We start from the raw sequence: 26,996 nt of genomic DNA on the forward strand, positions 1-26,996 counted from the left end.
CTCGGCCCGCCGCCACGTGGCGGCGGGCCGAGACGCTGATGAACCGCCACGGCGGCCGGGCCGTCCTTCTGGCCCGCTTCCTGCCCGTGGCCCGCACCCTCGCTCCCCACTTCGCCGGCGCCACCCGGCTGCCCTACCGTCGCATCGCTCCGCACAGCGTCGTTGCCGCCTGTCTGTGGGCGGCGGCCGAAGCCGGCGTCGGATACGCCGCCGCGTCTTCTCTCCAGCGGATGCTCATCCTGGGCGGTCCCGCCCTCGCGACAGTCGTCCTGATCGCCATCGGGGTCACACTCCTGAGGCGTCGCTCACCGGACCCCGGGCAACGCGATGGCGCCGACCCGAGCGGCGGCCCCGCCTGCCATGACGAGGCTTCGGCGCGCTGATTCCGGATCGACTCCGCACAGCGGCCTTGCCGCCGGGCTTTGCGTCCCGTTAGTTTGCGGCGGGGTTTCGAGTGACAGCGCAAGGCGAGGCACACCAGTGACAGGTCGGGGCAGAGCGGACGGGGACGCGCAGTACGGTCTGCTGACCAGCATCGCCGGTGAGGCGGGAGTGTCGCTCAGCACCGTGTCCAAGGTGGTGCACCGGCGTCATGACGTCGGCGCGGCGACACGCGCCCGTGTCGAGGAACTGCTGGCACGGCACGGGTACGTCCGCCCGGGAGAGCCTGATCCCGCTGCACCGCGGCAGATCATCGCGGTGTTCCGGGACCTGTCGGGGCCGTACACGCTGGAAGTCGTACGCGGGATCGTGGACGCGGCCGACGAACTGGGCGTGGACGTGGTGACCGGGACGACCGGTCATCGCTCGATCTCCCAGTGGCTTGAGGAGTGCGTGGCACTCGACGCGGCAGGGCTGATCATCGTGATCTCGATGCTGGCCGAGGAAGACCAGCGCCGGATCGTCGAGCAGCGGCTGCCGGTGGTGCTGATCGACCCGCTCAGCGCGCCGAGCCACGACATCCCGAGTATCGGGGTGACGAACTGGAGCGGCGCCAGGGAGGCGGTGCAGCACCTGCTGAGCCTCGGGCACACCCGGATCGGCATGGTCGCGGGCCGGTCCCACTCGCTGGCCGGGGCGGCGCGCCTGCACGGCTACCGGGCCGCGCTGGAGGAGGCGGGGATCAGCTACGACTCGGCCCTCGTGCGCTCGACCGACTTCGACTTCGAGGAGTCGCTGCTCGCCAGTCTCCAGATCCTGCGCTCCGACGACCCTCCCACGGCCGTCTTCGCGGCGAGCGACGCGCAGGCGCTGGGCGTCCTGGAGGCGGCGCGTCAGTGCAGGCTCAGCGTTCCTGAGGACCTGGCGGTCATGTCCTTCGACGACACCCTCGTGGCGGCCATGGCCTGCCCGCCGCTGAGCGCGGTGCGCCAGCCGTTCGAGGAACTGGGCGCCGAGGCCACCCGAGTGCTCGTGCAACTGGCCGAGGGCCGGCCGCCCGCCTCGTCGCGGATCGAACTGGCGACGGAACTCGTGCTGCGCACCTCGACGTCGGTGCGTCGAAGGGTCACCGCGGAGTGAGCGGGACCGTCACCGCCGTGGGGGACCGGGGCAGCAGGTGCACGACCTGACGCCGCTCCACTGAACTACGGCACACCAGGGTGACGTCCCGCTCCAGCGGCGAGGTGAGGACCACCCGGGCGAAGCCCTCCGTCACGTCCCACGTCAGCTCGTCGACGCTCACCCCGGCGCGCGTGAAGATGCCGCGCAGACTGCCCGAGGGCCACTCCGGGGGCAGGGCGGGCAGGAGTTCCACGACGCCGGGCCGGGAGTCGAGCAGCATCTCGACGACCACGGCCGGCAGACAGTGGGCGGAGTCCGCGTTGTAGATCTCCAGATCGGGGTTGTGTGAGGTCATCAGTGACCGGAAGAGCATGTTCCGGCCCACGATCTTGAGGATGTTGGCCTTCGCCGTCTCCCCGTCCTTCAGACGGGCGGCGACCAGGGCGCGGTGCAGGCTGCCGTGCCCGGAGATGTTCTCGTCGCCGCGCCGCAGCAGTGCCTCGCGGGCGGCGGCTGCCAGGCCGGGGGTGTCGTCCGGGGTGATGTCGTGCAGCGGCCACACCGGGTAGAGGTGGCTGATGTGCCGGTGGTCGTTGGCGGTCTCCAGTCCCGGCCACGCGAACTCGGCGAGTGCTCCCCGCTCGTCCACGCGGTACGGCGGCAGCCGCTCGGCGAGCGCGCGCCAGCGGTCGGCCGAGGTCTGCTCGATGCCCAGGTGTGCACAGACATCGGCGGCGGTCGTCAGCGCGTGCCGGGCAGCGGCCACGTCCATGGTGGCGTTCACTCCGGCCACGCCGAGTGCGTCCTTCGGGCCGACTTCGGGGGAGTAGGACGGGACGAGGACGACGTGCCCCTCGTGGTCCTCGCGGGTGAGGAAGTCCTCGAAGAAGACGGCGGCCTCGACCAGCCACGGGGCCAGGGTGCCGGCGAGGAAGTCGTCGTCTCCGATCGCCTGCCAGTACTCGAACAGCGGGAACAGCAGCCAGTCCGCGCCCGCCAGCCACATCGTCCAGGGCCAGTCGTCGTCGAGGTGGAAGAGCAGCCCGTGCTCTCCGTCGGTGCGGCTGGGCGCGAGGATGCCGCGGGTGCCGTAGACCGTACGGGCGTTGGTGCGCCAGTCGTCGATCTGCCCGCCGATCAACGCGGCGTACGGTTCGATGAGTTCGGGCATGCCGGTCAGGACCGTCCCGGCCATCTGGAGGTTGATGTTGGCGTCGGTGGTGTAGTCGCCGGACCAGGCGGCGCCCCAGGCCCCCAGCCACAGTCCGGTCAGCCGTGGCGGGAGCACTCCGCTGGAGCTGAGCAGCAGGTAGCGACCGGAGTGGAACAGTGCCTCGACGAGCGCGCCGTCCAGCACCTCGGCGTCGGCACGCGCGACCAACTCGCCCACGGGGAGGCCGCGGTCGCTGTCGGCCACGCCCAGGTCGAGTGCGGCGCGAGCGTAGAGCTCGCCATGGACGGGTGCGTGGTGGGAGAGCAACTCGTCGTAGTCGGTGGGCAGTTCGGTCAGGGACGCGCGGAGTGCGTCGGTGCGGGGAAGGGGAGCCGACCGGTCCATCCGAGTCAGCAGGACCACCCGGCTTGCTCCCTCGACACGGACCACATCTCCCTCCGCCGTGATCCGGCCGCCGGTGACGACGGCCCGGGTCACGCCGGCGAAGCCCGCCGCACCGGGCCCTGGCGGGTACGTCCCGACGACGGCGAGCGACGCCTCCCCTTCTGCGGTGACCTGCGAGGACGTGGTGAAGGTGACCTCGGCCGGGCATCCGGGCAACTCGCCGGAGAGCCGTAGGGCCAGGTCGAGCCGCGGACCGGTGATCTCGACGACCGCCACGGCATCAGGGCGCGAGACGAACGCACGCCGCGCCCACTCCCGTTCCCCGTCGGACCAGGTGACCCGCACCTCGCCGGTGGCGAAGTCGGTCACCCGGCGGTAGCCCTCCACCGGGCGAGCCTTGGCCACCGCGTCCACGTGCAGCACATGCCCCGGGTGGAAGGACTGCGTCCAGGCCAGGGCCCTGCCGTCCGAGAACTCGCGCTGCGCCCGCTCCCGTTCCCCGGCGAGGATCAGGTCACGGACGTGTTCGAGCCGGTCGGCGACGGCCGGGGGCCGCATGCCGAGCGACTCGTTGGGGAGCACGTAGCGGTGATGGTTGTGGACGATCCGTTCCCGGTGGGGATCCCCGAACACCATGATTCCGTACTCGCCGTTGCCGGAGAGGAAAGCGTCCTCCCAGCGGTCGGCGGGTTGTGTGTCGTGGATGCTGTGCACCGGCATTCCCGGCCTCCTGGAAGTAACGCGCCTGAGCGGCTCGAACAGGCTGCGGGGAGCCTACAAGAGTTGTCCGCTCAGGCTACGAAAGAGTTTCGTAGGCCTAAGGCCGTCCAATTTCCGCAGGTCAATGGGGACTTCGGCGTGATTCCTCGGGGTGGCGTGATCGAGTCGGCGTGTACTTTCACTCGGCACGCAGTCAGCTGATGCCGACAGAGAGGGCCATGCCGAAGTGACGGGCTCATCCAGGTCGCGCCGCGATGCCCAGTACGGGCTGCTCACCTCGATAGCGGGCGAGGTCGGCGTCTCGCTCGCGACTGTTTCGAAGGTCGTCCACCGGCGACGCGACGTGTCCGAGGTGACGCGGGCCCGGATCGAGGGGTTGCTGGCCGAACACGGCTATGTCCGTGCAGGGGAGAGCGCCGCCCACCGGCCGCGGCAGATCCTGGCCGTGTTCCGGGACCTGGCCGGCCCCTACACCCTGGAGGTCGTCCGGGGCATCGTGGAATCGGCGGCCGAGGTCGGCGTCCACACGACCGTCGGGACGACGGGGCGGCGCTCGATCGCCCAGTGGCTGGAGCAGTGTCTCAAGCTGGACGCGCTCGGGGTCGTCATCGTCATCTCGACCCTGGCCGAGCAGGACCAGCGCCGGATCCTGGACCAGCGCCTGCCGGTGGTGCTCGTCGATCCGCTGAACGCCCCGGCCGCGGACATCCCGAGCATCGGCGTGACGAACTGGCACGGCGCGACGACCGCAGTTCAGCACCTGATCGACCTCGGGCACCGACGGATCGGCATGCTGGCCGGGCGTTCGAGTTCGCTGGCCGGGTCCGCGCGTCTGCACGGATACCGGGCCGCCCTGACGGAGGCGGGAATCCCGTACGACCCGAGCCTCGTCCGGTCGACGGACTTCGACTACGGCGAGGCCCTGCGTGCCGCCCGCCATGTCCTGGACCGCCCCGGGAAGCCGACGGCTCTCTTCGCCGCGAGTGACGTCCAGGCCCTGGGCGCGATGGAGGCCGCCCGGCAGCTCTGCATCTCTGTGCCGCGTCAGCTGTCGGTCATGTCGTTCGACGACACCTTGGTGGCCGCGATGGCCTCGCCACCGCTGAGTGCCGTACGGCAGCCGTTCCGGGAGCTCGGACAGGAGGCCACACGTGTGCTGTTGCACTTGGCCAAGGGCAAGCCTCCCGCGACGACGCGCAGGGAACTAGCGACGGAATTGGTCGTGCGCATGTCCACGGCACCGCCGGGGACCGAGCAGGAGACAAGCGTTTGACCTCGGAATCTGCAAGCCCCCGGAGTGCGAAAGTCTTTCGCAACCGAGGGCCCTTGGGTTATTGCGGTGGCTGAATTGCGCCGCTTAGCGTGACCGACGCCGCTCAACCGCAGGAGCAATGGGACGCAACCCTTGCGTAAGGCACCTGACGGTCGTGGCCATCGATCCATGCCCCCTTGCTGACAGGTCCGGGACGACCTGCCGGGTGAAGCGCACCCGCGAAAGAGGGCCCTGTCCACTCGAAAGGTGTTCAACGATGAACAGAGTGTCGCGACGGTGGTTTCTCACCGCCACGGCGGCCACGGCGGTGAGTGTCACCGTGGCCGGCTGCGGCTCGTCCGGCAGCTCCACGTCCTCCCCCGCGGGCAACGTGGACTTCTGGACGCTGCAGGACCCGACCAACCCGGTCCAGAAGGCGGCCGTGGACACCTTCAACTCCGGTGGCAAGGGCAAGGTCGGCATGACCGTCATCGCCACGGACGGCTACAAGGACAAGCTGCGCACCGCGATGGGCTCCTCGAAGATGCCCGGGATGTTCTTCAACTGGGGTGGTGGCAGCCTCGACGACTATGTCAAGGCGGGGAAGCTGGTCGAGCTCGACACCGCTCTGGAGTCGCACTTCCTGCCCTCCGCGCTGGCCGCCGGCAAGGTCGACGGCAAGCTCGTGGGCATACCGTGCCGCGGCACCCAGCCGGTGTTCCTCTTCTACAACAAGAAGGTCTTCTCCGATGCCGGTGTCGAACCGCCGAAGACCTACGCCGACCTGCAGGACCTGGTGAAGGTCTTCAAGGGCAAGGGCGTCACGCCATTCGCTCTCGCGGGCAGCGCCAGCTCCTCGTGGACCGAGCTGATGTGGGTCGAATACCTGGTCGACCGCCTCGCGGGCCCTGAGCTGTTCGCGAAGATCGCAGGCGGTGACTGGTCGCAGTGGAAGGACCCGGCGGTCCTCAAGGCCGCCCAGATGATCAAGGAGCTGGTGGACGGCGGCGCCTTCGGCAAGAGCTTCGGTTCCGTCAACTACGGCCCCGGCGGCACCACCACCCTGCTGAACAAGGGCAGGGCCGCGATGGTGCTGATGGGCTCGTGGGAGTACGCCCAACAGCAGAGCGAGGACCCGGAGTTCACCAAGAAGCACCTGGGATACGTGGCCTTCCCGAGCGTCGAGGGAGGCAAGGGCGACGCCGCGAACGTGGTCGGCAACCCGACCAACTACCTCTCGGTGACCACCAGCGCGGCCGAGCAGACCGCGGCGGAGTTCCTCAAGACCACATACAGCGACACCTACGTCCAGGGACTGGTCGAGAAGGGCGAGGTGCCGATCACCTCGAACGCCGCGCAGTTCCTCGCCAAGGCGACCGACCCGGCGTACGCGAACTTCCAGTACGACCTGGTGAAGAAGGCCCCCGCGTTCACCCAGTCCTGGGACCAGGCGCTCGGCCTCACCCTGGGCACGCCACTGCTGACCGAGATCCAGAAGCTGTTCAACGGGCAGAGCTCGCCGAAGCAGTTCGTCGGCGCGGTACTGGCGATCAAGAAGTAGGAAGGCACGTCCACGTGGTCTCCGTAACGACTTCGCAGCCGGCGAGCAAGTCGCGGGTTCGTGACCGGGCCGCTCCGCCCACCCTGGAGCGACCCGGCGTGGCCTGGGCGGTCCCCGGGCTGCTGTTCTTCCTCGTCTTCGCCGTCGTACCGATGGTGGGTGTGCTCTACCTCTCCTTCACCCACTGGGACGGCCTGAGCAGCCCGCAGTTCACGGGCGCCGAGAACTGGTCGCGGTTCTTCGGGGACAGCCAGGTCTGGCAGGCAACCGCCGTGACGGGCGTCCTGCTGGTCGGCAACATCGTGGTCCAGGCGCCGGTCAGCATCCTGCTGGGCGTCTGGGCGGCCGGCCACCAGCGCAACCGGGCCGTGCTGTCGGCGGTGTTCTTCCTGCCGCTGCTCCTGTCCACGGCGGCCACGGCCATCATGTGGCGCCAGCTGCTGGACCCGAACTTCGGCCTGCCCTCGAAGGTCGAATGGCTCTTCGGCACCGATCCGCTCGGTACCCAGCAGGGCGCGATCGCCTGCCTGGTCCTGGTCACCAGCTGGCAGTTCGTCCCCTTCCACAGCCTGCTCTACCAGGGTGCCGCCCGCGCCGTCCCGCACACCCTGTACCAGGCGGCGGCGATCGACGGAGCAGGAAGGGTGCGGCAGTTCTTCCACATCACGCTGCCGCAGCTGCGCAACACGATGATCACCTCGACCATCTTCATGGTCGTCGGCGGTCTCACGGCCTTCGACATCGTGCTTCTGCTGACCAACGGCGGCCCGGGCACCGACACCTCGATCCTGCCCTTCTCCATGTACCAGACCGCGTTCCGCACCTACGACTACGGCTACGCCAGCGCCATCGCGAGCTTCCTGCTGCTGCTGGCCACCGCCGCCTCGGTCCTCCTCACCAAGCTCAGCGGATACGACAAGATGACGAGCACCCTGGAGGGGCTGTGAGGACACGCCCGAACTACGCCGCGGGCGCCGCCGCCCTTGTCTGGCTGTTGATCATCGGCGTACCGCTGTACGCGCTGGTGAACACCGCGCTGCAACCGCAGTCGAAGTACACGGACAAGGGCCCGCTGGGGCTCCCCTCGGCCCTGACGCCGGACAACTTCAAGACGGTCCTGGACAGCGGGTTCCTGCAGTACATCTGGAACACCGTCTTCGTGGCCGCGGGCACGGTCGCCATCGTGCTGGCCCTGGGGATTCCGATCAGCTACGCGGTCGTACGGGGGAGGGGCCGGCTCAGCACGGGAGTGTTCCGGCTGTTCCTGCTGGGCCTTGCGATTCCCTCCCAGGCGGTGATCATCCCGCTCTTCCTCATCGTCAACGACCTCGGCCTCTATGACACGTTGTGGGGGATCATCCTGCCCACCGCCGCGTTCGCGCTGCCGGTGAGCGTGCTGGTCCTCAGCGGCGGCATGCGGGACATCTCCACCGAGCTGTACGAGGCCATGGCCCTGGACGGCGCGAGCCCGGCCCGGACCCTGCGGACACTCGTCGTCCCCATGTCGAAGTCCGCCATCGCGACCACGTCGGTCTTCGCGGCCCTGCAGGCGTGGAACGGCTTCCTCTTCCCGCTGATCATGACCCAGTCCGAAGACACCAAGCTGGTGACGCCGGGTCTGTACAACTTCGTCTCCCAGTACGGCGCGAACGTGCCGGCGCTGCTGGCCGCGGTACTGATGTCCGCCGCGCCCATTCTCGTCGTCTACCTCTTCGCCCGCCGAGCCCTCGTGGCCGGCCTGATGGGGGCCGGCGGCAAGTGACGGGCCAGGGCCCGGTGTGCCCGGAGCGCCCAACCCCTTCCTCTCCAACTCTTCCTCTCCACCACGCCCTTCGCGGCGCCCTTCGGGGTGCCCGCACGCGCCCTTCGGGGTGCCCGCGACAGAAATGGATGCCACCGTGACGATCAGCGACGAGCGCCCGACGACCGGGCTGTGGAACGACCCCACTCTGCCCGCGTCCGACCGCGCCCGGGCCCTGCTCGGCGTCATGACCACAGCCGAGAAGATCGCACAGCTCGGCAGCACGTGGCCGGGCCACGAAGGGGGCGGAGACGTCGCTCCCATGCAGGACACCTTCCGCGGCGCGGAGTGCTTCGAGGACGCGATCGTGGACGGGCTCGGACACCTGACACGGGTGTTCGGCACGGCGCCCCTCGCCCCCGAGGCCGGCCGCGAACGGCTGGCAGCCCTGCAGGAGCGGGTCGTCGCGGCGAACCGGTTTCGGATTCCGGCCCTCTCCCACGAGGAGTGCCTGACCGGACTCAACGCCTGGCAGGCGACGGTCTACCCGACCCCGCTCGCCTGGGCGGCCACCTTCAACCCGGGCCTGACCCGGCGGATGGCGGCGGCCATCGGCTCGGACATGGCGGCCGTCGGCGTCCACCAGGGGCTGTCCCCCGTCGTGGACGTCGTACGCGACTACCGCTGGGGCCGGGTGGAGGAGACCCTCGGCGAGGACCCGTACCTCGTGTCGGAACTGGGCCTGGCCTACGTCCAGGGCCTGCAGTCGGCCGGTGTCGTGGCCACGCTCAAGCACTTCGCCGGGTACTCCGCCTCCCGGGCGGCCCGCAACCACGCCCCCGCCGCCCTCGGCCCGCGCGAACTCGCCGATGTCGTCCTCGTCCCCTTCGAGAAGGCCGTGGTGAAGGGACGCGTCGGCTCGGTGATGAACGCCTACAACGACATCGACGGCGTGCCCTGCGGCGCGGACGAGCACCTGCTCACCCAACTCCTCCGCGACGCCTGGGGGTTCGAGGGCACGGTCGTCTCCGACTACTGGGCCGTCGCGTTCCTCGCCTCCCTGCACCACGTGGCGGCCGACATCCCCGAGGCGGCCCGCGCCGCGCTCCAGGCCGGGATCGACGTGGAACTGCCGCACACCACGGCGTACGGGCAGGCGCTTGTGGACCACGGCGTCCCCATGGACCTTCTCGACCGCGCTGCGCTGCGTGTCCTGACGCAGAAGGCCGAACTCGGCCTGCTGGACCCGGACTGGCGCCCCGGCCAGTACACGGCTCCCGCGGATTTCGACTCGGCGCGTAACCGCGGCATCGCCCGCGCACTGGCGGAGGAGTCCGTCGTCCTGCTCGACAACGCCTCGGCCGCGCGGCGGCAGCCGCATGCCGGACAGGGCCTGCCGCTCACCGGTGTGCGCTCCGTGGCCGTGATCGGGCCCGCGGCCGACGACGCCCACTGCTTGTTCGGCTGCTACTCGTTCCCCAACCACGTTCTTCCCCACAACCCCGCAACCCCCATGGGGATCGAGGCGCCCACGGTGCTCGACGCCATCCGGAGGGAGTTCCCCGACGCCCTGGTGCACCACGAGACCGGATGCCAGGTCACCGGGGACGACCGCGGCGGCATCGAAGCGGCGGTGGCGGCCGCGGGCACGGCGGACGTGACGGTTCTCGTGGTCGGCGACCGCTCCGGCCTGTTCGGCCTCGGCTCCTCCGGCGAGGGCTGCGACGTCGGTGACCTGACCCTTCCGGGGGTGCAGGACGAGCTGGTCGAGGCCGTCCTCGGCGCGGCGCGCCGGACCATCCTTGTCATCGTCTCGGGTCGCCCGTACGCGATCGGCCGGCACGCGCGGGCGGCGGACGCGACCGTGCAGGCGTTCTTCCCCGGCGAGGAGGGCGCGGCGGCGATCGCCGGCGTGCTTTCCGGGCGGCTCAATCCCTCCGGACGCCTGCCCGTGCAGATCCCGGGCGACACGGCGGGCCAGCCCGGCACCTACCTGGCGCCCCCGCTCGCGCTCAGGAGCGACGGCGTGAGCAACATCGACCCCACCCCCGCATTCCCGTTCGGACACGGCCTGTCCTACACGTCCTTCGCCATCGAGGACGCACGGGCCGACATGGACACCATCGCGGTCGACGGGTCGGTCAGGGTGCGCGCCACGATCTCCAACACAGGTTCCCGGCAGGGGACTTCAGTACCCCAGCTGTATCTCACCGATCCCGTGGCGTCCGTCACCCGGCCCGTCCGCCAGCTGATCGGCTTCACCCGGGTCGAGCTGGCCGCCGGTGAGACCCGCACGGTGGAGTTCGAAGTGCACGCGGACATGACCAGCTTCACCGGGCGGGACCTGCGCCGCCGCGTCGAGCCCGGCCGCATCGTGCTGACGGTCGCGCAGTCGGCCGGGGACCCCGGCCGGTCCGTGGAGGTGGAGCTGCGCGGCGGGACACGAGTTGTCGACCACACCCGGACCATGACCACCGCCGTCACGATCCTCCCGGGCTGAACCCCCGCGTCCTCCTCCCTCGCCGTAACAGGAGCTGCGCGGACGGGAATTCACCGTCGGCTCGTCCCGGAATACCTCTGGCGCCACCTGCGCGACCGCTGTCCCTTCAGATCATGCGTGCTTGTCAATATTCGAGGAGGGGCCTCCTGCGAAACACTTTCGGAAACGCACCCGTGACATAGAGGTCTCTCGTCCCAATACTTTCCCCATCGGGCTCATGACTCACCGACCGTAATTCGCCGCCATTCTTCGCCGGAGTTCACCCGGCGCTTTCACGAACGGCGAAATCGGTGAGCGGGTCGCGAAATTCCTCCCCCTCGGCCGCGGAGCTGCTCTGCCAACTCCCGTGGCCGTCAACCACACGATCAGTGGAGCCGCAGTGATCCAGAGATTGGCACGGAGGGCCCTCGCGACAGCGACAGCCTTCGGCGTCGGCGTGGCACTCGCCATTGCCTCTTCAGGGAGTGCGTCGGCGTATCAGCCGAGCCAGGCGAACTTGTACGTGTCGCAGGACAGCGCCGTGTGCAACAAGAAGCCCTGTGTTCTCTACCCGAAGTCGGCCCAGCTTCCGAGCGGCCGCATCGTGGCGTCGTTCGAGAACAGCAAGGGCGATCCGGTGGGGCAGACGCTGCCCGTCTACAAGAGTGACGACGACGGCACGACGTGGCAGAAGCTGACCGACCTGAAGGCGCCGGCCTCGCTGTCCAGTGACGCCAAGTACGCCAAGTACACGAGCAATTGGACGAACCCGTACCTTTACGTCCTCCCGCAGGACGTCGGAACCCTGAAGGCCGGCACGCTGCTCCTGGCCAGCGTCGTCTCGGGCGACGACGCCTACTACAGGGAGCACAAGGCCGCCGATCCCAACTGGACGGCGGACGGTGACGGCGACCGCAAGGACGTGGCGATCGCGCTGTACTCCAGTACCGACGACGGCGCGACCTGGAGCATCGAGAACATCATCGCCGCCGGTGGGTGGCAGGGCAGCCGCATCTCGAACGCCAACACCACCGCGCAGTCCGATCCGGTCTGGGAACCGTACCTGGCAGCCCGTAACGGGCGGCTTGTCGCCTACTACTCCGACGAGCACGACTATCTCGGTTTCGACGCCGGCACCGGAGTCCCGACCCGGGACCCCGACGACGACACGGCCACGGACGCACGCAACCAGATCCTCGTGCACAGGACCTGGAACGGCACCAGCGCGTCGGCCTGGAGCCAGCCGATCGTCGACGTCCCGGGCACGACCGAGAACCTGGACGGCAAGACCCTGATCGGCAACGGCCGCCCGGGCATGACGACGATCGCCGAGACCACCGACGGCAAGTGGCTGCTCACGTACGAGTACTGGGGCGGCGGCGCGAACGTCCGCTACCGGATCGCGGACGACCCGCTGAAGTTCTACCCGAACAGCGTGACGGACCTCCCGGTCACCAGCCTGCCTGTGCCCTCCGGGGGACGCGCACTGTCGACGGGCGGCAGCCCGGTGCTCGTCACGATGCCGGACGGACGCATCCTCTACAACGCGAATGGCAGCGCCAGTGTCTGGGTGAACGAGTCCGGCAAGAGCGACGGCACCTGGAAGGAGTACCAGACACCGGTCGCCGCCGGTTACAGCCGCAATCTCCAGTACGTCGAGGGCACGGGACGCGTAGTCATCCTCCAGGCCGACTTCGGCACGGGCTACGGCCCCATACGGTACGGCGAGGTCGACCTCGGCCGGTCCGGGGGCAGCTACAGCACCCTCGTCAACCGCGCGACCGGGCAGGTCCTCAGCCCTGACGCCGGCAAGACGCAGGACGCGAACCTCACCGGCGACGTCCCCGACCTCGTGCTGCGGCCCCGGGATTCCACCGACGACACGCAGCGCTGGCATCTGACGGCGAAGGGAGACAACGTCACCCTGCTCAACAAGGCAGCCGGCCGCTCGGCCGCCATCTGGACCGGCAGTGCGACAGCCGGGCAGAAGCTCGCACAATGGGTCGATGACGGAGCAACGGACAAGCAGTGGACCCTCGTACCGTCGACCGATGGCTACTACAAGCTCCGCTCGGTCCGTAACACCAGCCTGTTCATGACGGGTGCGACCCAGAACGGCGCCGTCACCCTGGCGCCGTCGACCGGCGACGGCTCGCAGGACTGGCAGTTGGTCCAGGACCCGCTGCCGACCGACACGACCTTCACGTTGAAGGGCGCCAACTCAGGCCGCTGCCTCGATGTCCCGAACGGCCGGACGGGTGTGCAGGTGCAGATCTACGACTGCTCCGGGAACGCGAACCAGACCATCACGCAGACCGCCGCCGGTGAACTCCGTATCTCCGGCAACTGCCTCGCCGCGGACGGTGACGGCACCACCGCGGGCACTGAACTGATCGTCTGGTCCTGCAACGGCAAGTCCAGCCAGAGGTGGTGGTTCCGCCTGGACGGTTCCCTCATCAACCGCTCCAACGGGCTCGCCGTCGACGTCGCCAACTGGGGGACGGCCAACGGCTCGAAGGTGCAACTGTGGACGGCCCTCGGCAACGCCACCCAGAGGTGGAGCCGGGGTTAGTCCGTGGCGGCGGGGTGCGATCCGCGATACGAGACCGCACCCCGCGAGGGGGCGGGCCCGCGATGCGGGCCCGCTCCCTTTCCCTCAAGCGCCGCCTCAGCGGGCGGCACCCAACCGGACCAGCACGGCCGTGTCGGGGCGAGGCAAGGACACGGTCAATGTGCCCTCGGCCGCATCCCATCGCAGGGGGACGTCGGACGGGCCGGAGTGCAGTACCTCCGGGACGAGGGGAACGTCCCGCAGATGGGGGAGGGCGAGCGTGTGGCTTCCACTGCCGGGGCCTCTGCGCCACACCGCCAGATATGTGGACTCCCGGGTGCGAAGTCCGTGGGCGATCCAGGCGTCGTCCCAGGTCGGCAGTCCGAGCGGCCAGAAGGGGTGCGCCTCGGCGATCTCCGGCCGGATGTCCTTGTACACGCGGATCGCCGAGCGTACGAGGGCGGACTGTTCGTCGCTCATGCGGTCGAGGAACCCGGAAAGGTGGACGCGGCCGAGGAGTGCGCTGGTGAGGGTGAAGGCGATCTCGTCGAGGCTGTGTTCCGGCTGGGGGTAGGCCCAGACGGCTGCCTGTTCGGGTGTCACGGCGGTCGCGGCCGCGGCGGCGATCGCCGGGTAGCGCAGGAGATCCTGCTGATCGCTGGTGGACTGCAGTTGCACCACGGCCAGCTGCGCGTAGTCCATCCGCAGTCCGCCCGACCCGCAGTTCTCCAGGACGAGGCCCGGGTGCCGGTCGAGGAGGGAGGTCATCCAGTCGAGGTGGGCACGGTGGTGGCCGAGCAGGCCGGCGCCCGGGCTTTCGGGGCCCGACTCGGTGCCGGGGCCGCTGTTGATGTTGTAGTCGAACTTGAAGTACCCGACGCCCAACTCGTTCACCAGCCGGTCCACGACCGCGTCGAGGTGGGCGCGGGCCGCGGGATGGCGCAGGTCCAGGTGGTGCCGTCCGTGTTCGGTGACGCGGATGCCGCCTCGCCGGAAGAACGCCTCGGGCGGCAGGGAGTGGGCCAACGGGCTGCGTACGCCGACGACTTCGGGTTCCAGCCACAGTCCCGGCGTCATACCGCGTTGCCGGATGGCGTCCAGGACCTCCCCGATGCCGCCGGGGAAGCGGTTGCGGGCGGGCTCCCAGGCGCCGACGGCGTCCCACCAGCCCTGGGAGTCGTCGTCGTACCAGCCCGCGTCGATGACGAAGACCTCGGCGCCGGCGTCTGCCGCCGCGTCGACTAGCGGCAGCAGTTTCCCGGTGGTGGGGTCACCCATGAGGGTGTTCATGTAGTCGTTGTAGATCACCGGGAGGGTCCGGTGATCGGGGTGGTCGCGGCGGATGCGGCGGCGGTAGTCGGTGAGTTCACCGAACGCCGCGTCGAGACCGCCGCTCTCCGCCTGGACGAGGACGGCGGGCACGGTGGTGAACCCGTCACCAGGAGCGAGTACGTGGTGCCACTGGTGGTGGGCGTCGTCGGGGCCGAACAGTGCGACGTAGGCGGAGCCCTCCCGCTCACCGGTTTCGAAGCGCCAGCCCGCGCTGGACTCGACCTGCCACAGCCAGGCCCGGCCGTCACGGTCGGTGAGGGCGGCAAGCGGCAGATGGCGGCCGGTGGACCAGCTGCCCTGCGAGTACCGCTCGAAGCAGCCGCGGCCCTCGTGGCCGTGCGCGGACCGGCTCAGCGGGACGACCCGATCGCGGAAGGCGGCCTTGTGCCACCTGCATTCGGCGAGCCAGTCGTTGTCCGCCCAGTGCAGGGTGAGGCCGTCGAGTGAGCCGTCGGCGTCGGCGATACCGCCGAGGGTCAGGGTGGTCACGCTCTCCAGCCGGAGCGGCGTTCCGCCCTCATTGGTCAGAGACACCTGGGCCCGCAGGAAACCGGCGCCAGGACTGGCCTGTCCCGAGCCCGTCTCCAGAATGACGTCGGCGGCCAGGCCGGTCACGGGGTCCTGCAGCCGGATCGTCGTCCGCTCCAGGCCACCCTCTTCCACCGTCTCGTGGCCCCGGTAGGTGAGACGGTCACCGATGGCCGTCTCGATGAAACGTTCACCCGACCACATGCGGCCATGGCCGGTGGCGGTGACCTCGACCAGGGGCACCAGACGGTCCCAGTCCTGGTCGGGTCTTCCCAGTCTCACCGATCCCGCGGCGTCCACGACGGCATGCAGCCCGAGTTCCGGGCGCGACCAGATACGGGACCTGTCGACTACGGCAGTGGTCAACGCGATTTCCCCTTTCGGGATGGTTCGGTCCAACGATGGTTCTCGTGGGCGCTGAGCTGGGAATTTCGCGCTTGGAGGGCGAGCTGTGCCGCTCCGGCGGATATGTCTGAGGAGTAACGCCTCGGTTGCACTCTCTTGACGCCCACGTTGTGACCGCTCACAATCCTCGCATGTTCGTGACCGGTCACACAAGCTTCGGCGGCCCTGCCGAGCCCTCTCGGGGGCAGCGCAGAGCCGCCAGCATCCGCGACGTCGCCAAGGCGGCGGGCGTCTCCTACCAGACCGTCTCGAGGGTCATCAACGACCAGCCGAGCGTCAGGGACGAGACACGCCGACGGGTGCAGGAGGCGATCAGCGACCTGGGCTTCAGGCGGAACGCCACCGCGTTCGCCCTGGCCAGCGGGGTCACCCGGTCGATCTCGGTGCTGACCTCGAACACCGTGCTCTACGGCTATGCGGCGACCCTGCAGGGCCTGGAGGAGGCGTCCCGTGCCGCGGGATACGCACTCGGTGTCCGGGTGCTGACGCCCGAGGACGACCTGGAACGTACGGTCGCGGCAGCCGTCGACAGCGGCGGCGGCATCGTGGTCATCGGCTTCGACCAGATCGGAGCCGCAGCGCTGGACCGCGTCCCGGCCGATGTGCCGTGCGCCGCGATCGTGGAGGCACCGTCCCCGGGGCACAAGCCCGAGCGTCCAGCCGTATGGGCCGACGACCGCGAGGCGGCCCGGGCGGCCACCGAGCACCTGCTGGCGCTCGGGCACGAAACTGTGCACTACGTGGCGATTCCCGCCTCGACCGGAACCCGGCGCTCGGCGAGACCTCGCGCCGAAGGCTGGCGTCAGGCCCTGAAAGCCGCCGGCGTCACCGCTCCCGCGCCGTCCGGCAAGGGCTGGGACGCCCGGGCCGGATACGAGGCCGGAAGAAAACTTGCCCGGAACCGGGACGTCACCGCGATTCTCTGCGGCAACGACGACCTGGCACTGGGTGTCCTGCGGGCCCTGCACCACGAGGGCCGACGGGTCCCGCAGGACGTCAGCGTCATCGGCTTCGACGGCGCTCCGCACTCCGAGTTCCTCACCCCGTCCCTCACCACCGTCCGCCTGGACTTCCCCGGACTGGGCCGCGCCGCCTTCGGGCTGCTGCGCGCCCAACTCGACACCGACCGCCACGACTTCGCGCCCGTCCCGGCCGACCCCGAGCTCGTCCTGCGGGAGAGCTCCGGGGAACGCGAGGCGTGATCCGCGGCCCCCGCTCGTCCGCTCCCTCCCCGTCAGCCGTACTCCCGACCGCCCTCACCCATGTCCGCAGTACCGCTTCTCCCTGCCCCGTCCCTCCAGCACGACCAAGGATCCTGCCATGAGAAGAGCCGTCTCCATCCTTGCCACTGCCTGCGTCCTCGGACTCACCGCCACCGCGTGCAGCGACGGCACCGCCGGCGGCGACAGCGCCGCCGCTCCTCAGGGGAAGGTCGACCCGACCGCGAGCCTCAAAGGCGTCAAGCTCACCATGTGGACCGCGCAGAACAGCGTCGCGCAGCCCAAGCAGGCCATCGAGGCGTTCGAGAAGGCCACCGGCGCCAAGGTCACCACCGAGGTGATCCCCGACCCCTACGAGTCGAACGTGCCGACCAAGCTCGCCTCGGGCGTCAAGCCGGACCTGATGTTCTGGCAGCCCACCGGCAGCACCCTGCCGTTCGTGCAGCCGGCCAAGAACCTGCTGCCGCTCGACAACGAGGACTGGGTCTCCAAGCTCGGCAAGACGGAACAGGGCCTCGGCCAGGTCGACGGTCACCGCTACGCCGCCATCGTCACCAGCCCCGCCGTCCTCGGCGTCTACTACAACAAGGACGTCTTCAAGAAGGCCGGCATCACCACCATGCCGACCAGCTACGACGACATGCTCGCCGACGCCGCGAAGATCAAGGCGAAGACGGACGCGGCCCCGTTCTTCGAGGTGGGCGGCGACAAGTGGCCCCTGCAGTGGCAGGTGCAGCTGCAGATGACGGACCTGCCCCAGTCGTTCTGGGACAACCTCAACAAGAACAAGGACTCCTGGACCAACAAGACCATCGTCGACGCCATCACCAAGTACAAGACGAAGGTCCTCGACGGCGGGCTGGCCCAGAAGAACTACAAGACCGCCACGTTCGTCGACCAGGGCAAGGCGATCATGGACGGCAGCGCTGCGATGGCCGTGAACGTCACCGCGCTCCAGTCCGAGATCCAGGCGACCTCCAGTACGGCGGAGATGGACAAGAAGCTGGGCTGGTTCCCCATCGCCAACAGCGCGGCCAAGGCCGAGTACTCGCCCGACCAGACCAACGGCGTCGTCGCCTTCAACACCGGCGACACCAAGCGTCAGAACGCCGCCCGCCAGTTCCTGTCCTTCTGGCTCGGCCAGAACTACCCGGACTACCTCAAGGCCAACAAGCTCGTCTCGGTGGAACCGTCCGTGGCCAACCCCGCAGGCCTGCCGCAGACCGCGCTCCTGCAGTCCAAGGCCCTGGCCACCGCCGCCGGCGTCTTCCAGGTCAAGGCGCTGACCGCGCCCGACATGCACCTCGCCCTGGCCGACATGATCTACGGCAAGAAGACGCCGAAGCAGGTCGCACAGGCCGCCCAGGACCAGTTCGAGCAGGTCCTGAAGGCGCGCGGCGTCTCCGGCTTCTGACCGGCGCCCCTTCTCCAGCCCCTTCCCCGGGCCACCCGCAGACGGCGGCCCGGGGGCCGCATCCGGAGGTAAGAAAGTGGTGGACACCGCCACCATGGACGTCATCGACGCCGAGCGGGCGAAGGACCAGGGCCGCCCGGTCCGTCCAGGCCCGCGCAAGCGGCCTCGCAGGAAGCCCAACCAGCCATGGTGGTTCGCCGTTCCCGCGCTCGCGGTCTTCGGCGTGTTCTTCCTGCTGCCGAACCTGCTGAACTTCGTCTACCCGTTCACCGACTGGTCGGCGTTCCACTCGAAGATCGGCTTCGTGGGCCTGTCGAACTTCGAGACCATCCTGCACGACGGGTCGATGGCCCGTGACATCCGCATCACCCTGGAGTACGCGGTCCTCGTGGCCCTCTTCCAGAACGGCTTCGGCCTCGGTCTCGCACTGCTGCTGGAACGCGACACCCGCTTCAACCGATTCTTCCGGGCCGTCTTCTTCCTGCCGGTGCTGATCTCCGCCCTGGCTGTCGGCTACATCTTCAAGGCCCTGCTGGAGCAGGACGGGGCACTCAACGGCGTGCTGTCCTCCCTCGCCGGGCACCACGTCGACACCCCCTGGCTGGGGTCGACCACCTGGACCCTGGTCGTGGTGACGCTGATCCACGGCTGGAAGTGGATGGGCCTGGCCATGCTCATCTACCTGGCGGGCCTGAAGAGCATGCCCGACGACGTCCTGGAGGCCGCCCGCATCGACGGGTCCGGCGCCTGGCGCACCTTCTGGTCGATCCGCTTCCCGCTGCTGGCACCCGCGGTGACGTTCAACGTGACCACCGCCCTGATCGGCTCCATGAACACCTTCGACATCGTCCAGGCCACCACCTCGGGCGGCCCCGGCAGCGAGACAGAGGTCTTCAACATCTATATGTTCCGCATCTTCGGCCAGGGCCTGTACGCCCAGGCGTCCGCGATGAGCCTGATCCTCTTCCTCATCGTCGTCGTCCTCGCCGTGCCCGTCATCGTCGGCCTGCGGCGGAGGGAGAACAACCAGTGACCACGATTCCCGCGTTCGCCCCCGTACGCCGAAACCCCCTGCGGTGGGTGCAGCCCCTCAGCGTCCTGCTCATCGCCGCCGTCACCATCGGCATCCCGCTCTGGCTGGTCGCGGTGACCTCCGTGAAGCCGCAGGCCGAGGCGATCAAACCCAACCTCTCCCTGCCGCACCACATGCAGGCAGCCGCGAACTACCAGCAGAGCTTCGACGAGGGCAAGGTCGTCCAGGGCTTCGTCAACAGCCTGCTGGTCGTCGTCCCCTCCGTCGTCCTCGTCCTGCTGCTGGGCGCGGGCGCCGCCTGGGTCTTCGCCCGCCGCTCGGGACGCCTGGTCGGCACGCTGTACGCGCTGAGCATCAGCGGGCTGCTGCTCCCACCCGCGGTGATCACCATCGTCATGGAGCTGCGCCAACTGGGCCTGGCCGGCACCCGTCCCGGCATGATCGGCGTCTACGCCGGGATGTACCTGTCCACCTCGATCTTCTTCATGACCGGGTTCATCCGCGCCCTCCCCGAGGAACTGGAGGAGGCCGCGCGCATGGACGGCGCGGGCCCGCTGCGGGTCTTCTTCCGCATCATCCTGCCGCTGCTGCGCCCGGTCATCGCCACGGCGACGATCATGGTGATGCTCTTCGCCTGGAGCGACATCTTCTACGCCTTCTTCGTACTCGGCGGAGGCGACATGGCCACCCTGCCGCTCAACCTCTACCAGGTCGCCAACGCGCAGCTCTACCTCAACAACTGGCATCTGATCTTCGCCTACGTCGTGATGATGAGCCTGCCCATGGTCCTCGTCTTCGTCGTCGCGCAGCGCCGCATCGTCTCCGGCATCACCAGCGGCGCCGTCAAGTAGCCCTGGGACGCGGCGCGTTCGCCCGCCCCGGTCACCCCCAAGCACACCGACAGCCTCCCGCAACGCCGCGGGAGGAGGAGGACAGCCATGCCTCGAACAGCTCGTAGATCCGGACGCTTCCGCACTCTCGTGGGCGTGGGCGCCGTCGCCGCCGCCCTCGTGGGCACGGCTGTGACCGTCCCCGCCGCGCAGGCCGCCACCCCGCAGCTGACCGTCGACCTCGGCCAAGCCACCGGGGCCGTGATGCACGGAGCCAACGGCGCCCTGTACGGGCTCAGCGACGACGGCGTCCCCGGCGACAACATCGTCACCCCCCTGCACATGACCTCGATCGCCCAGAAGGCGCCCGACGGCGCGCAGCACCCCAACGGTGACGCGCTCGCCGTCCAGCCCGCCTTCGCCCGTGGTGGCGGCGGCGACAACCTGATCTACATGCAGGACGTATACGCCCAATGGCCGTACGAGAACCTCGGGCTGACGGACTATCTGTCGAAGGTCGACACCATGGTCCGCAAGGTCGCCGCCCGCTCCGACGCGAGCACGTTCGTGTGGGTGCCGTTCAACGAGCCGGACGGCAACTGGTACACCGGGCTCGGCAGTTCCACCACCGCCACGTACAACAGCGCGCTCAGCAGCTTCGAGAACGACTGGACCACCGTCTACAAGAAGATCCGGTCGATCATCCCCGACGCCAGGATCGCCGGCCCCAACGAGACGCACTACGACGCCCGCCTCATGGGCGACTTCTATCCGTGGGCCAAGGCCAACAACGTCCTGCCGGACATGACCACCTGGCACGAGCTGGACCCCGGCTCCCTGTCCCACTTCGAGGGCAACCTCGCCGCCTACCGGACCCTTGAGACCGACGCCGGCATCAGCCCCCGCCCGGTCAACATCAACGAGTACGGCGACCGCCGCGACCTCTCCGTCCCGGGCCAGATGGTCCAGTGGATGTCCATGTTCGAGCGCAACAAGGTCTACGCCGACCAGGCGTACTGGGACGTCGCCGGAAACCTGGACGGCAACGTCAGCCAGACCAACATCCCCAACGGCGACTGGTGGCTGCTGCGCTGGTACGCGGGCCTGACCGGCAAGACCGCCAAGGTGACCCCGCCGCAGGCCAACGTCATCGACACCCTGCAGGGCATCGCGTCCCTCGACACCGGCCGCAAGCAGGCCCAGGTTCTCCTCGGCGGCGGGACCTCCGGCTCGGCCGACACCGTCGTCCAGCACATACCCGCCTCGTTCGGCCGCCAGGTCAACGTCTCCGTGGAGCGCACCGCCTGGAGCGGCTACGAAGGAGCGGGCCCCGCGCCGACCGTACTGGCCCGCAGCAGGTACACCGTCGGTTCGCACCGCAGCATCACCGTGCCGCTGACCGGTCTCGACCCCATGTCGGCCTACCGGATCGTCGTCAATCCCGCGGGCACCGGAAAGCCCGCCGCGGCGAGCGCTCCCTGGTCGGCGTCGTACGAGGCCGAGAGCGCGAGCATCACCGACGGCACCGTCTACACCCAGGGCAGCGTCACCAACGCGTACGGCTACGCCACCTCGGGCACCAAGGACGTCGGCAGCCTGAACCAGGCCGGCAGCAAGGTCGCCTTCAGCGTCAGCGTCCCGACCACGGGCACGTACGACCTCAACGTCTTCTACGGCAACCAGTCGGGCGGACCGGCGACCCAGACCCTCACCGTCGACGGCGGCTCGTCCCGGACGCTCACCTACGCGCCGACCCTGAACTGGACCTACCGCTCCACGGCGGGCGCCTCGGTGTCCCTGACCGCGGGCACGCACACCATCACCCTGGCCAAGGGCACCAACGAGGTCACCCTCGACAAGATCGACCTCACGGCCGCCGCCGGCACGGGAACCGCCTACCCGGCCACGTACGCGGACATCGCCGGATCGCCCCGGTACACCTACACGGCCTCCGGTACGACCGGCGCCGGCGCTCTGGCCCTGCGCGCGGGTTCCTCGGCCGCCTTCGACGTCTACGCGCCGACCGACGGCTACTACACCGTCCACACCGACTACTCCTCGAACGGGTCCGGCACGCTCGCCCTGGACGGCGCCACCGCTGTCCGACTGCCCTCCACGCGCGGCAAACTCGCCGACAAGAGCGCGCGGCTGTACCTGTCCGCGGGCAACAACCGCATCACCGCCGCCACTTCGGGCTCCACCACGCTGACGGTGCGCGACCTGCGCGTGGCCGCGAACGGTGACACCACGGGCGTCACCTCCTACGAGGCCGAGAACGGCACCCTCGGGGGCACCGCCGCCGTCACCGCGGACACCTGGGCGTCTGGCGGCAAGTACGTCGGCTACGTCGGCAACGGCTCGGCCAACACCCTCACCGTCAAGGTGAGCGCGCCCAGTGCCGGGCGGTACGTCATGAACGTCCGCTACGCCAACAACCAGGTCTCCGGCTCCGGGAACTACAACACCAACGTCGTCTCCCGCGCCGCCCGGATCTCCGTCAACGGCGCCACCGCGCAGACCGTCATGTTCCGCAACAACTACAGCTGGTCCAGCTACTGGGACCTGCCCGTGCCCGTCACCCTCGCCGCGGGAACCAACACCATCACCTTCAGCAACTCCTCCGCGTACACGCCCAACATCGACCGGGTGACCGTCGCGCCTGTGACCGGCTGACGTCCCCATCGGCCGGAGCCTCTGCCGGGGCTCCGGCCGTCCTCATCACTAGATTCGCCGTGGCGAGCGCCTGTCGCGCCACTGGGTTTCACGCGCTGGTGCCGGCCGAGCTTTCCCGGATGATCAGGTGCGTGCGGGCGAACGTCGGGGCGGGCGGCTGGTAGTCGCCCTCCAGCTGACCGCGCAGGAGGGCGAAGGCATCACGGCCCAGGCCCTGGAAGTCCATCCGGACGGTGGTGAGGGCAGGGGTGAGGAACCCGGAGTGCGGGGCGTCGTCGAAGCCGATGACGCTGACGTCGCCCGGTACCGACCGACCCGCGTGATGCAGGGAGCGCAGCACGCCCAGGGCCAGGTCGTCGTTGCCGCACAGGATCGCGGTGACGCCCGGATCGTCGGCGAGCCGTCGTCCCTCGTCGTAGCCGACCTGCGCGTCCCAGCCCTTGCCTCCGCGGGGTTCGGGCGGGGTGATGCCGGCCGCCTCCAGGGCTGCCCGCCAGCCCTGCGCCCGTGGCCCTTCCGAGCGCCGGGTGCCGGCCGACGTCGGGATCGCGACGTAATGCACGGTCCGGTGGCCGAGCTCCAGCAGGTGCGCGGTGGCGGCGCGGGCCGCCTCGCGGTCGTCGGCCCACACGGCCGGGCGGGGCGTGGTGCGGCCGTGCGAGGGCGCTTCGACGATCGCGGCGCACGGCACGTTCTTCGGGACGCGGTCCAGGGCCGTAGCGGCGAGCCGGTCGAAGCCGATGACCATCAGTCCGCCACCCTCGGCCGCGGCCGAGGAGATGGTGCGGTCCAGGTCGTCCTCGGGCGTCAGCAGCTTCACGCCCAGCGAGTAGCCCGCGGCGCGGGCTGCCTCCTCCAGGCCCTGGAGGGTGGCCGCATAACCGTAGAGGGTGGTGTTCGACGTCAGTACGGTGACCGACCGGGCGACGCCGCTGGCCAATGCGAACGCGGTGGCGTTGCGTCGGAATCCCAGCGCCTCAATGGCTGCCTCGACCCGTTTGCGGGTCTCCTCGCGGACGTTCGGGTGGCTGTTGATGACCCGCGAAACGGTCTGGTACGAGACGCCCGCAGCCTGAGCGACGTCCCGAATACTGGCGGCCTTGCGCGGTTCCTGTCCGGGATCCGAGCGGCTGCCGGAGCTAGTGTGACCGGTCACATCCATGCTAGGGATTGTGAACGTTCACAACCTCACCCGTCAAGAGCGGGGAGTCGGCCTTCGCCCGGTATTTATATCAGGGCAAGTCATGCTGTCCCGGGCTGCCGCAGAAGCTGGGGGGCGCTCCCGGCAAGGGAGTACAACGCCTGGCCATCGGTTCAGTTGGCGCCGAAGACCGCCCTCGTGACCCGGCGGTCCGTCCTGATCGGAGCAGACCGCCGGGCTTGCGATCCGGGTTGTGGCGCACCTTCCGAGTCAGCAGCCCCGCGCGAGGGGCTCTGCCGGCCGGTCGGGCGGGCGGATCAGCGCAGTCCGGCGAAGAGATCCTTCTCGGGTACGGCCGCGCCGGTGGCGTCCTGGACACGTACGAAGGTCTCCATGCCCATGAACTCCCCGAACCTCTCCTTGCCCATCCTGAGGAAGAAGATGTTCTCGCCCTGACTGGCGTGCGCGGCCAAAGCGTCGAACTTCTGGCCGCTGAACGCGGTGGCGTCCACCCACGTGGTGATCTCGTCGTCGGGGAGGCCGATCTTGGCCAGCGCGGCGGCCTCGGCAGGATCCGGCTCCGGCATGTCGTCACCGAACTCGCGGATGATCTCGCCGAACCGCTGCATCATCGAGCGGGGCATCGTCGTCCAGTACACCTTCGGTGTCAGCTCGGTCATCTTCAGGGCCGCCATCGTGATGCGGTGGGCCTGGATGTGGTCGGGGTGGCCGTAGAAGCCGTTCTCGTCGTAGGTGACGACCACATCAGGTCGGTAGTGCCGCATGAGTTCCGCGAGTCGGGCCGCGCCTTCCTCCACGGGGGTCTGCCAGAAGGATCCGGGGGCGTCGTTGCTCGGCCAGCCCATCATTCCGGAGTCGGCATAGTCCAGCATCTCCAGATCGCTGATCTTCAGGACCTCACAGCTCGCCTCGAGTTCTTGACGGCGCATCAAGGCGACCGCCGCCGGATCGTGCCCGGGATCGCCCGGCTTGACACCCCCCGGTCCGTCACCGCAACCGCCGTCGGTACATGTCACGAGAACCGTGCGGATGCCTTCCGCCGCGTACTGCGCGAGGACCCCTCCGGTCCCGGTGGCCTCGTCGTCGGGGTGGGCGTGTACTGCCATGAGCGTCAAGGGCCGGCCAGTCATGAAACAGTCCTCCTGCAGAAATAGCGTCGTCGTCCGGGTTCGCGGCGGGCGTGCCGCGAACCTGGGGCCCGGATCCCGGTGGGGCGGACGACCTCGTGGTCTCCGTGTTCCCCGCCCGTGCGGCGCCGGTCCCTCGGTCGATGCAACCGTGCCGACCGGACCCGCTGTTCCCGTCGCAGCCGTCTGGCCTTCCAGATGTCGGTGTTTCGACGTTTCGACGCGAACGAGGCAGGCAGGTCCGGCTGTCGTTGCACGGCTGAGCGGCGCGGCCGTGGGAGGCCCGGGCGATGTGCCCCGTGCTAGCGTGGAGCATTTGCAGCGTCGCTGTGTCGGTGCCCGGTTTCGCGGTCCCTGGCAGGTGGCCGCGTCCCCGCCGCGCCTTCCTCGGTACGGTCCCTTCGGAGGAAGGCTTTCTGTGAGCGAATCAGCACGTGCCGACACCCGGCAGCAGGATGAGGCGTCCGAGGCGTCGAGCGCCACTGCGGCGCTGCCCCCGGCAGCGTCCTTCGCGGAGCTGGGGCTGCCGGCCGAGATCCTGCGGGCGCTCGACGAGCACGGCGTGACGGTGCCCTTCCCCATCCAGGCGGCGGCACTGCCGAACGCGCTCGCGGGACGGGACGTCCTCGGCCGGGGCCGCACCGGATCCGGCAAGACGCTCGCCTTCGGCCTGGGGATGCTCGCCCGGACGGCGGGACGGCGTGCGCAGCCCAAGGAGCCGCTGGCACTCGTTCTGGTGCCCACCAGGGAGCTGGCGCAACAGGTCGGTGAGGCGCTCACCCCGTACGCCGAGGCACTGGGGCTGCGGCTCGCGACCGTGGTGGGCGGGGTGTCCATCGGACGGCAGGCCGCCGCGCTGCGCGACGGCGCCGAGATCGTCGTCGCCACGCCAGGCCGGCTGCACGACCTCATCGAGCGCAAGGGCTGCCGCCTCGGGCGGGTGCGCATCACGGTCCTGGACGAGGCCGACCAGATGTGTGACATGGGGTTTTTGCCGCAGGTCACCGAAGCCCTGGACCAGGTGCGTCCCGACGGGCAGCGCATGCTGTTCTCCGCCACCCTCGACCGCGACGTCGACCAGCTGGTGCAGGACTACCTGCGCGACCCCGCCGTCCACTCGGTGGACCCCTCCTCCAGTGCCGTCCCCGCGATCGAGCACCACGTCTTCGTCGTGCACGGCCCGGACCGGTACGCCGTGAGCACGGAGATCGCCGCCCGGGACGGCCGCGTCCTGATGTTCCTGGACACCAAGCACGGCGTCGACCTGCTCACGCGGCATCTGCGGGCCAGCGGCGTGGCCGCCGCCGCCCTGCACAGCGGGAAGGCCCAGCCGCAGCGCACGCGGACCCTGGCCCAGTTCAAGAACGGTCAGGTCACCGCGCTGGTGGCGACGAACGTCGCCGCACGCGGCCTCCACATCGACGACCTCGACCTCGTGGTCAATGTCGACCCGGCCACCGACCCGAAGGACTATCTGCACCGCGCGGGCCGCACGGCCCGGGCCGGCCGCTCCGGCACCGTCGTGACACTCGTGCTGTCGGGACAGCGCCGCGAGACGAGCCAGGTCATGGCGGACGCCGACGTCGCCCCCAAGGTCACCAAAGTGCGGTCCGGCGAGGCGGAGTTGAGCCGGATCACCGGCGCCAAGGCCCCCTCCGGGGAGCCTCTCGACGGCGGGCCGGCCACAGCGCGCCCCAAGAACCACAACGCCCCGTTCCGCGGCCTGGGCACCACCAAGGACACGAAGGGCGGCTCCGGCGGCAGATCGTCCCGCAAGAGCAGCGAGGCGAGCAAGCTCGCGGAGGCCCGCAAGGCGGCCCGGGTGCGGCGCAGCGGCTGAGACCCGCTTCCCGGACTGCGGTACGGGTGCCTTCGGGGTCGTTCCGGTTGTCGTGCAGGGCGGCTTC

At 69.6% G+C, this 26,996-nt stretch carries 18 protein-coding genes; 14 read left to right on the forward strand and 4 right to left on the reverse strand.

The annotated features are described in order from the left end of the window. Together ACN6LB_RS38530 and ACN6LB_RS38535 are read left to right on the forward strand one after the other, a co-directional pair. The coding region (locus tag ACN6LB_RS38530; RefSeq protein WP_445029913.1) for a DedA family protein at window positions 1-383 on the forward strand (383 nt) is incomplete at its 5' end. 97 nt (window positions 384-480) lie between these two features. After that, on the forward strand, window positions 481-1,521 hold the full coding sequence (locus ACN6LB_RS38535; protein WP_445029914.1) for a LacI family DNA-binding transcriptional regulator: 1,041 nt from the start codon (window positions 481-483) through the stop codon (window positions 1,519-1,521). On the opposite strand, the gene ACN6LB_RS38540 is transcribed toward ACN6LB_RS38535, so the two are convergent. Then, the gene (locus ACN6LB_RS38540) at window positions 1,508-3,781 is read right to left on the reverse strand and encodes a glycosyl hydrolase family 95 catalytic domain-containing protein (protein WP_445029915.1); all 2,274 of its coding nucleotides are present in this window, start codon (window positions 3,779-3,781) and stop codon (window positions 1,508-1,510) included. The genes ACN6LB_RS38535 and ACN6LB_RS38540 overlap by 14 nt on opposite strands. A 226-nt stretch (window positions 3,782-4,007) precedes the next feature. Between ACN6LB_RS38540 and ACN6LB_RS38545 the strand changes: the two genes are divergently transcribed. The 6 genes from ACN6LB_RS38545 to ACN6LB_RS38570 all read left to right on the forward strand — a co-directional run bounded on the left by ACN6LB_RS38545 (window position 4,008) and on the right by ACN6LB_RS38570 (window position 13,386). Next, complete coding sequence (locus tag ACN6LB_RS38545; protein ID WP_445029916.1) at window positions 4,008-5,054, forward strand: LacI family DNA-binding transcriptional regulator; 1,047 nt, start codon at window positions 4,008-4,010, stop codon at window positions 5,052-5,054. Between the two features lie 256 nt (window positions 5,055-5,310). Then, window positions 5,311-6,594, forward strand: coding sequence for an ABC transporter substrate-binding protein (locus tag ACN6LB_RS38550; RefSeq protein ID WP_445029917.1), 1,284 nt, complete (start codon window positions 5,311-5,313; stop codon window positions 6,592-6,594). Between the two features lie 98 nt (window positions 6,595-6,692). Further along, the gene (locus ACN6LB_RS38555; RefSeq protein WP_445029918.1) at window positions 6,693-7,541 is read left to right on the forward strand and encodes a carbohydrate ABC transporter permease; all 849 of its coding nucleotides are present in this window, start codon (window positions 6,693-6,695) and stop codon (window positions 7,539-7,541) included. Then, complete coding sequence (locus tag ACN6LB_RS38560; protein ID WP_445029920.1) at window positions 7,538-8,356, forward strand: carbohydrate ABC transporter permease; 819 nt, start codon at window positions 7,538-7,540, stop codon at window positions 8,354-8,356. Before ACN6LB_RS38555 ends, ACN6LB_RS38560 begins: the two co-directional genes overlap by 4 nt. Before the next feature lie 124 nt (window positions 8,357-8,480). Continuing rightward, a complete protein-coding gene (locus tag ACN6LB_RS38565; RefSeq protein ID WP_445029922.1) occupies window positions 8,481-10,835 on the forward strand; it encodes a glycoside hydrolase family 3 N-terminal domain-containing protein in 2,355 nt (784 codons plus the stop codon). A gap of 391 nt (window positions 10,836-11,226) precedes the next feature. Next, window positions 11,227-13,386, forward strand: coding sequence for an RICIN domain-containing protein (locus ACN6LB_RS38570; RefSeq protein WP_445029949.1), 2,160 nt, complete (start codon window positions 11,227-11,229; stop codon window positions 13,384-13,386). 96 nt (window positions 13,387-13,482) lie between these two features. On the opposite strand, the gene ACN6LB_RS38575 is transcribed toward ACN6LB_RS38570, so the two are convergent. Next, window positions 13,483-15,591: a glycoside hydrolase family 36 protein gene (locus ACN6LB_RS38575; protein ID WP_445029924.1), complete on the reverse strand. Its 2,109-nt coding sequence runs from the start codon at window positions 15,589-15,591 to the stop codon at window positions 13,483-13,485. A 170-nt stretch (window positions 15,592-15,761) separates the two neighbouring features. Here ACN6LB_RS38575 and ACN6LB_RS38580 point away from each other — a divergent pair, with 170 nt between their 5' ends. The 5 genes from ACN6LB_RS38580 to ACN6LB_RS38600 all read left to right on the forward strand — a co-directional run bounded on the left by ACN6LB_RS38580 (window position 15,762) and on the right by ACN6LB_RS38600 (window position 22,800). Beyond that, window positions 15,762-16,832, forward strand: coding sequence for a LacI family DNA-binding transcriptional regulator (locus ACN6LB_RS38580; RefSeq protein ID WP_445029926.1), 1,071 nt, complete (start codon window positions 15,762-15,764; stop codon window positions 16,830-16,832). 118 nt (window positions 16,833-16,950) lie between these two features. Then, window positions 16,951-18,264 (forward strand): ABC transporter substrate-binding protein, encoded by a 1,314-nt coding sequence (locus ACN6LB_RS38585; protein WP_445029928.1) that lies wholly within the window; start codon window positions 16,951-16,953, stop codon window positions 18,262-18,264. Between the two features lie 76 nt (window positions 18,265-18,340). Continuing rightward, window positions 18,341-19,297 carry a carbohydrate ABC transporter permease gene (locus tag ACN6LB_RS38590; protein WP_356145534.1) on the forward strand — a complete coding sequence of 319 codons (957 nt, stop codon included), beginning with the start codon at window positions 18,341-18,343 and terminating at the stop codon, window positions 19,295-19,297. Next, window positions 19,294-20,148 (forward strand): carbohydrate ABC transporter permease, encoded by an 855-nt coding sequence (locus tag ACN6LB_RS38595; protein WP_445029929.1) that lies wholly within the window; start codon window positions 19,294-19,296, stop codon window positions 20,146-20,148. The genes ACN6LB_RS38590 and ACN6LB_RS38595 overlap by 4 nt, the downstream gene beginning before the upstream one ends. A gap of 87 nt (window positions 20,149-20,235) precedes the next feature. Next, window positions 20,236-22,800 carry a CBM35 domain-containing protein gene (locus ACN6LB_RS38600; protein ID WP_445029930.1) on the forward strand — a complete coding sequence of 855 codons (2,565 nt, stop codon included), beginning with the start codon at window positions 20,236-20,238 and terminating at the stop codon, window positions 22,798-22,800. Window positions 22,801-22,888: 88 nt separating this feature from the next. Here the strand turns inward: ACN6LB_RS38600 and ACN6LB_RS38605 are convergent, their stop codons facing one another. Both ACN6LB_RS38605 and ACN6LB_RS38610 read right to left on the reverse strand, forming a co-directional pair. Further along, window positions 22,889-23,962: a LacI family DNA-binding transcriptional regulator gene (locus ACN6LB_RS38605; protein ID WP_445029931.1), complete on the reverse strand. Its 1,074-nt coding sequence runs from the start codon at window positions 23,960-23,962 to the stop codon at window positions 22,889-22,891. Between the two features lie 296 nt (window positions 23,963-24,258). After that, on the reverse strand, window positions 24,259-25,092 hold the full coding sequence (locus tag ACN6LB_RS38610) for a PIG-L family deacetylase (RefSeq protein ID WP_445029932.1): 834 nt from the start codon (window positions 25,090-25,092) through the stop codon (window positions 24,259-24,261). Window positions 25,093-25,507: 415 nt separating this feature from the next. Between ACN6LB_RS38610 and ACN6LB_RS38615 the strand changes: the two genes are divergently transcribed. Then, a complete protein-coding gene (locus tag ACN6LB_RS38615) occupies window positions 25,508-26,929 on the forward strand; it encodes a DEAD/DEAH box helicase (protein WP_445029933.1) in 1,422 nt (473 codons plus the stop codon). The last annotated feature ends 67 nt before the right edge of the window (window positions 26,930-26,996 follow it).

The organism is Streptomyces sp. SAS_270 (genome assembly GCF_052543295.1).

Excerpts from the sequence above, each read along its gene's own strand:
- ACN6LB_RS38540 (WP_445029915.1), bottom strand. The coding sequence starts at position 3,781 with ATGCCGGTGCACAGCATCCACGACACACAACCCGCCGACCGCTGGGAG.
- ACN6LB_RS38565 (WP_445029922.1), top strand. The coding sequence starts at position 8,481 with ATGGATGCCACCGTGACGATCAGCGACGAGCGCCCGACGACCGGGCTG.
- ACN6LB_RS38605 (WP_445029931.1), bottom strand. The coding sequence starts at position 23,962 with ATGGATGTGACCGGTCACACTAGCTCCGGCAGCCGCTCGGATCCCGGA.
- ACN6LB_RS38610 (WP_445029932.1), bottom strand. The coding sequence starts at position 25,092 with ATGACTGGCCGGCCCTTGACGCTCATGGCAGTACACGCCCACCCCGAC.
- ACN6LB_RS38600 (WP_445029930.1), top strand. The coding sequence starts at position 20,236 with ATGCCTCGAACAGCTCGTAGATCCGGACGCTTCCGCACTCTCGTGGGC.
- ACN6LB_RS38550 (WP_445029917.1), top strand. The coding sequence starts at position 5,311 with ATGAACAGAGTGTCGCGACGGTGGTTTCTCACCGCCACGGCGGCCACG.
- ACN6LB_RS38585 (WP_445029928.1), top strand. The coding sequence starts at position 16,951 with ATGAGAAGAGCCGTCTCCATCCTTGCCACTGCCTGCGTCCTCGGACTC.
- ACN6LB_RS38580 (WP_445029926.1), top strand. The coding sequence starts at position 15,762 with ATGTTCGTGACCGGTCACACAAGCTTCGGCGGCCCTGCCGAGCCCTCT.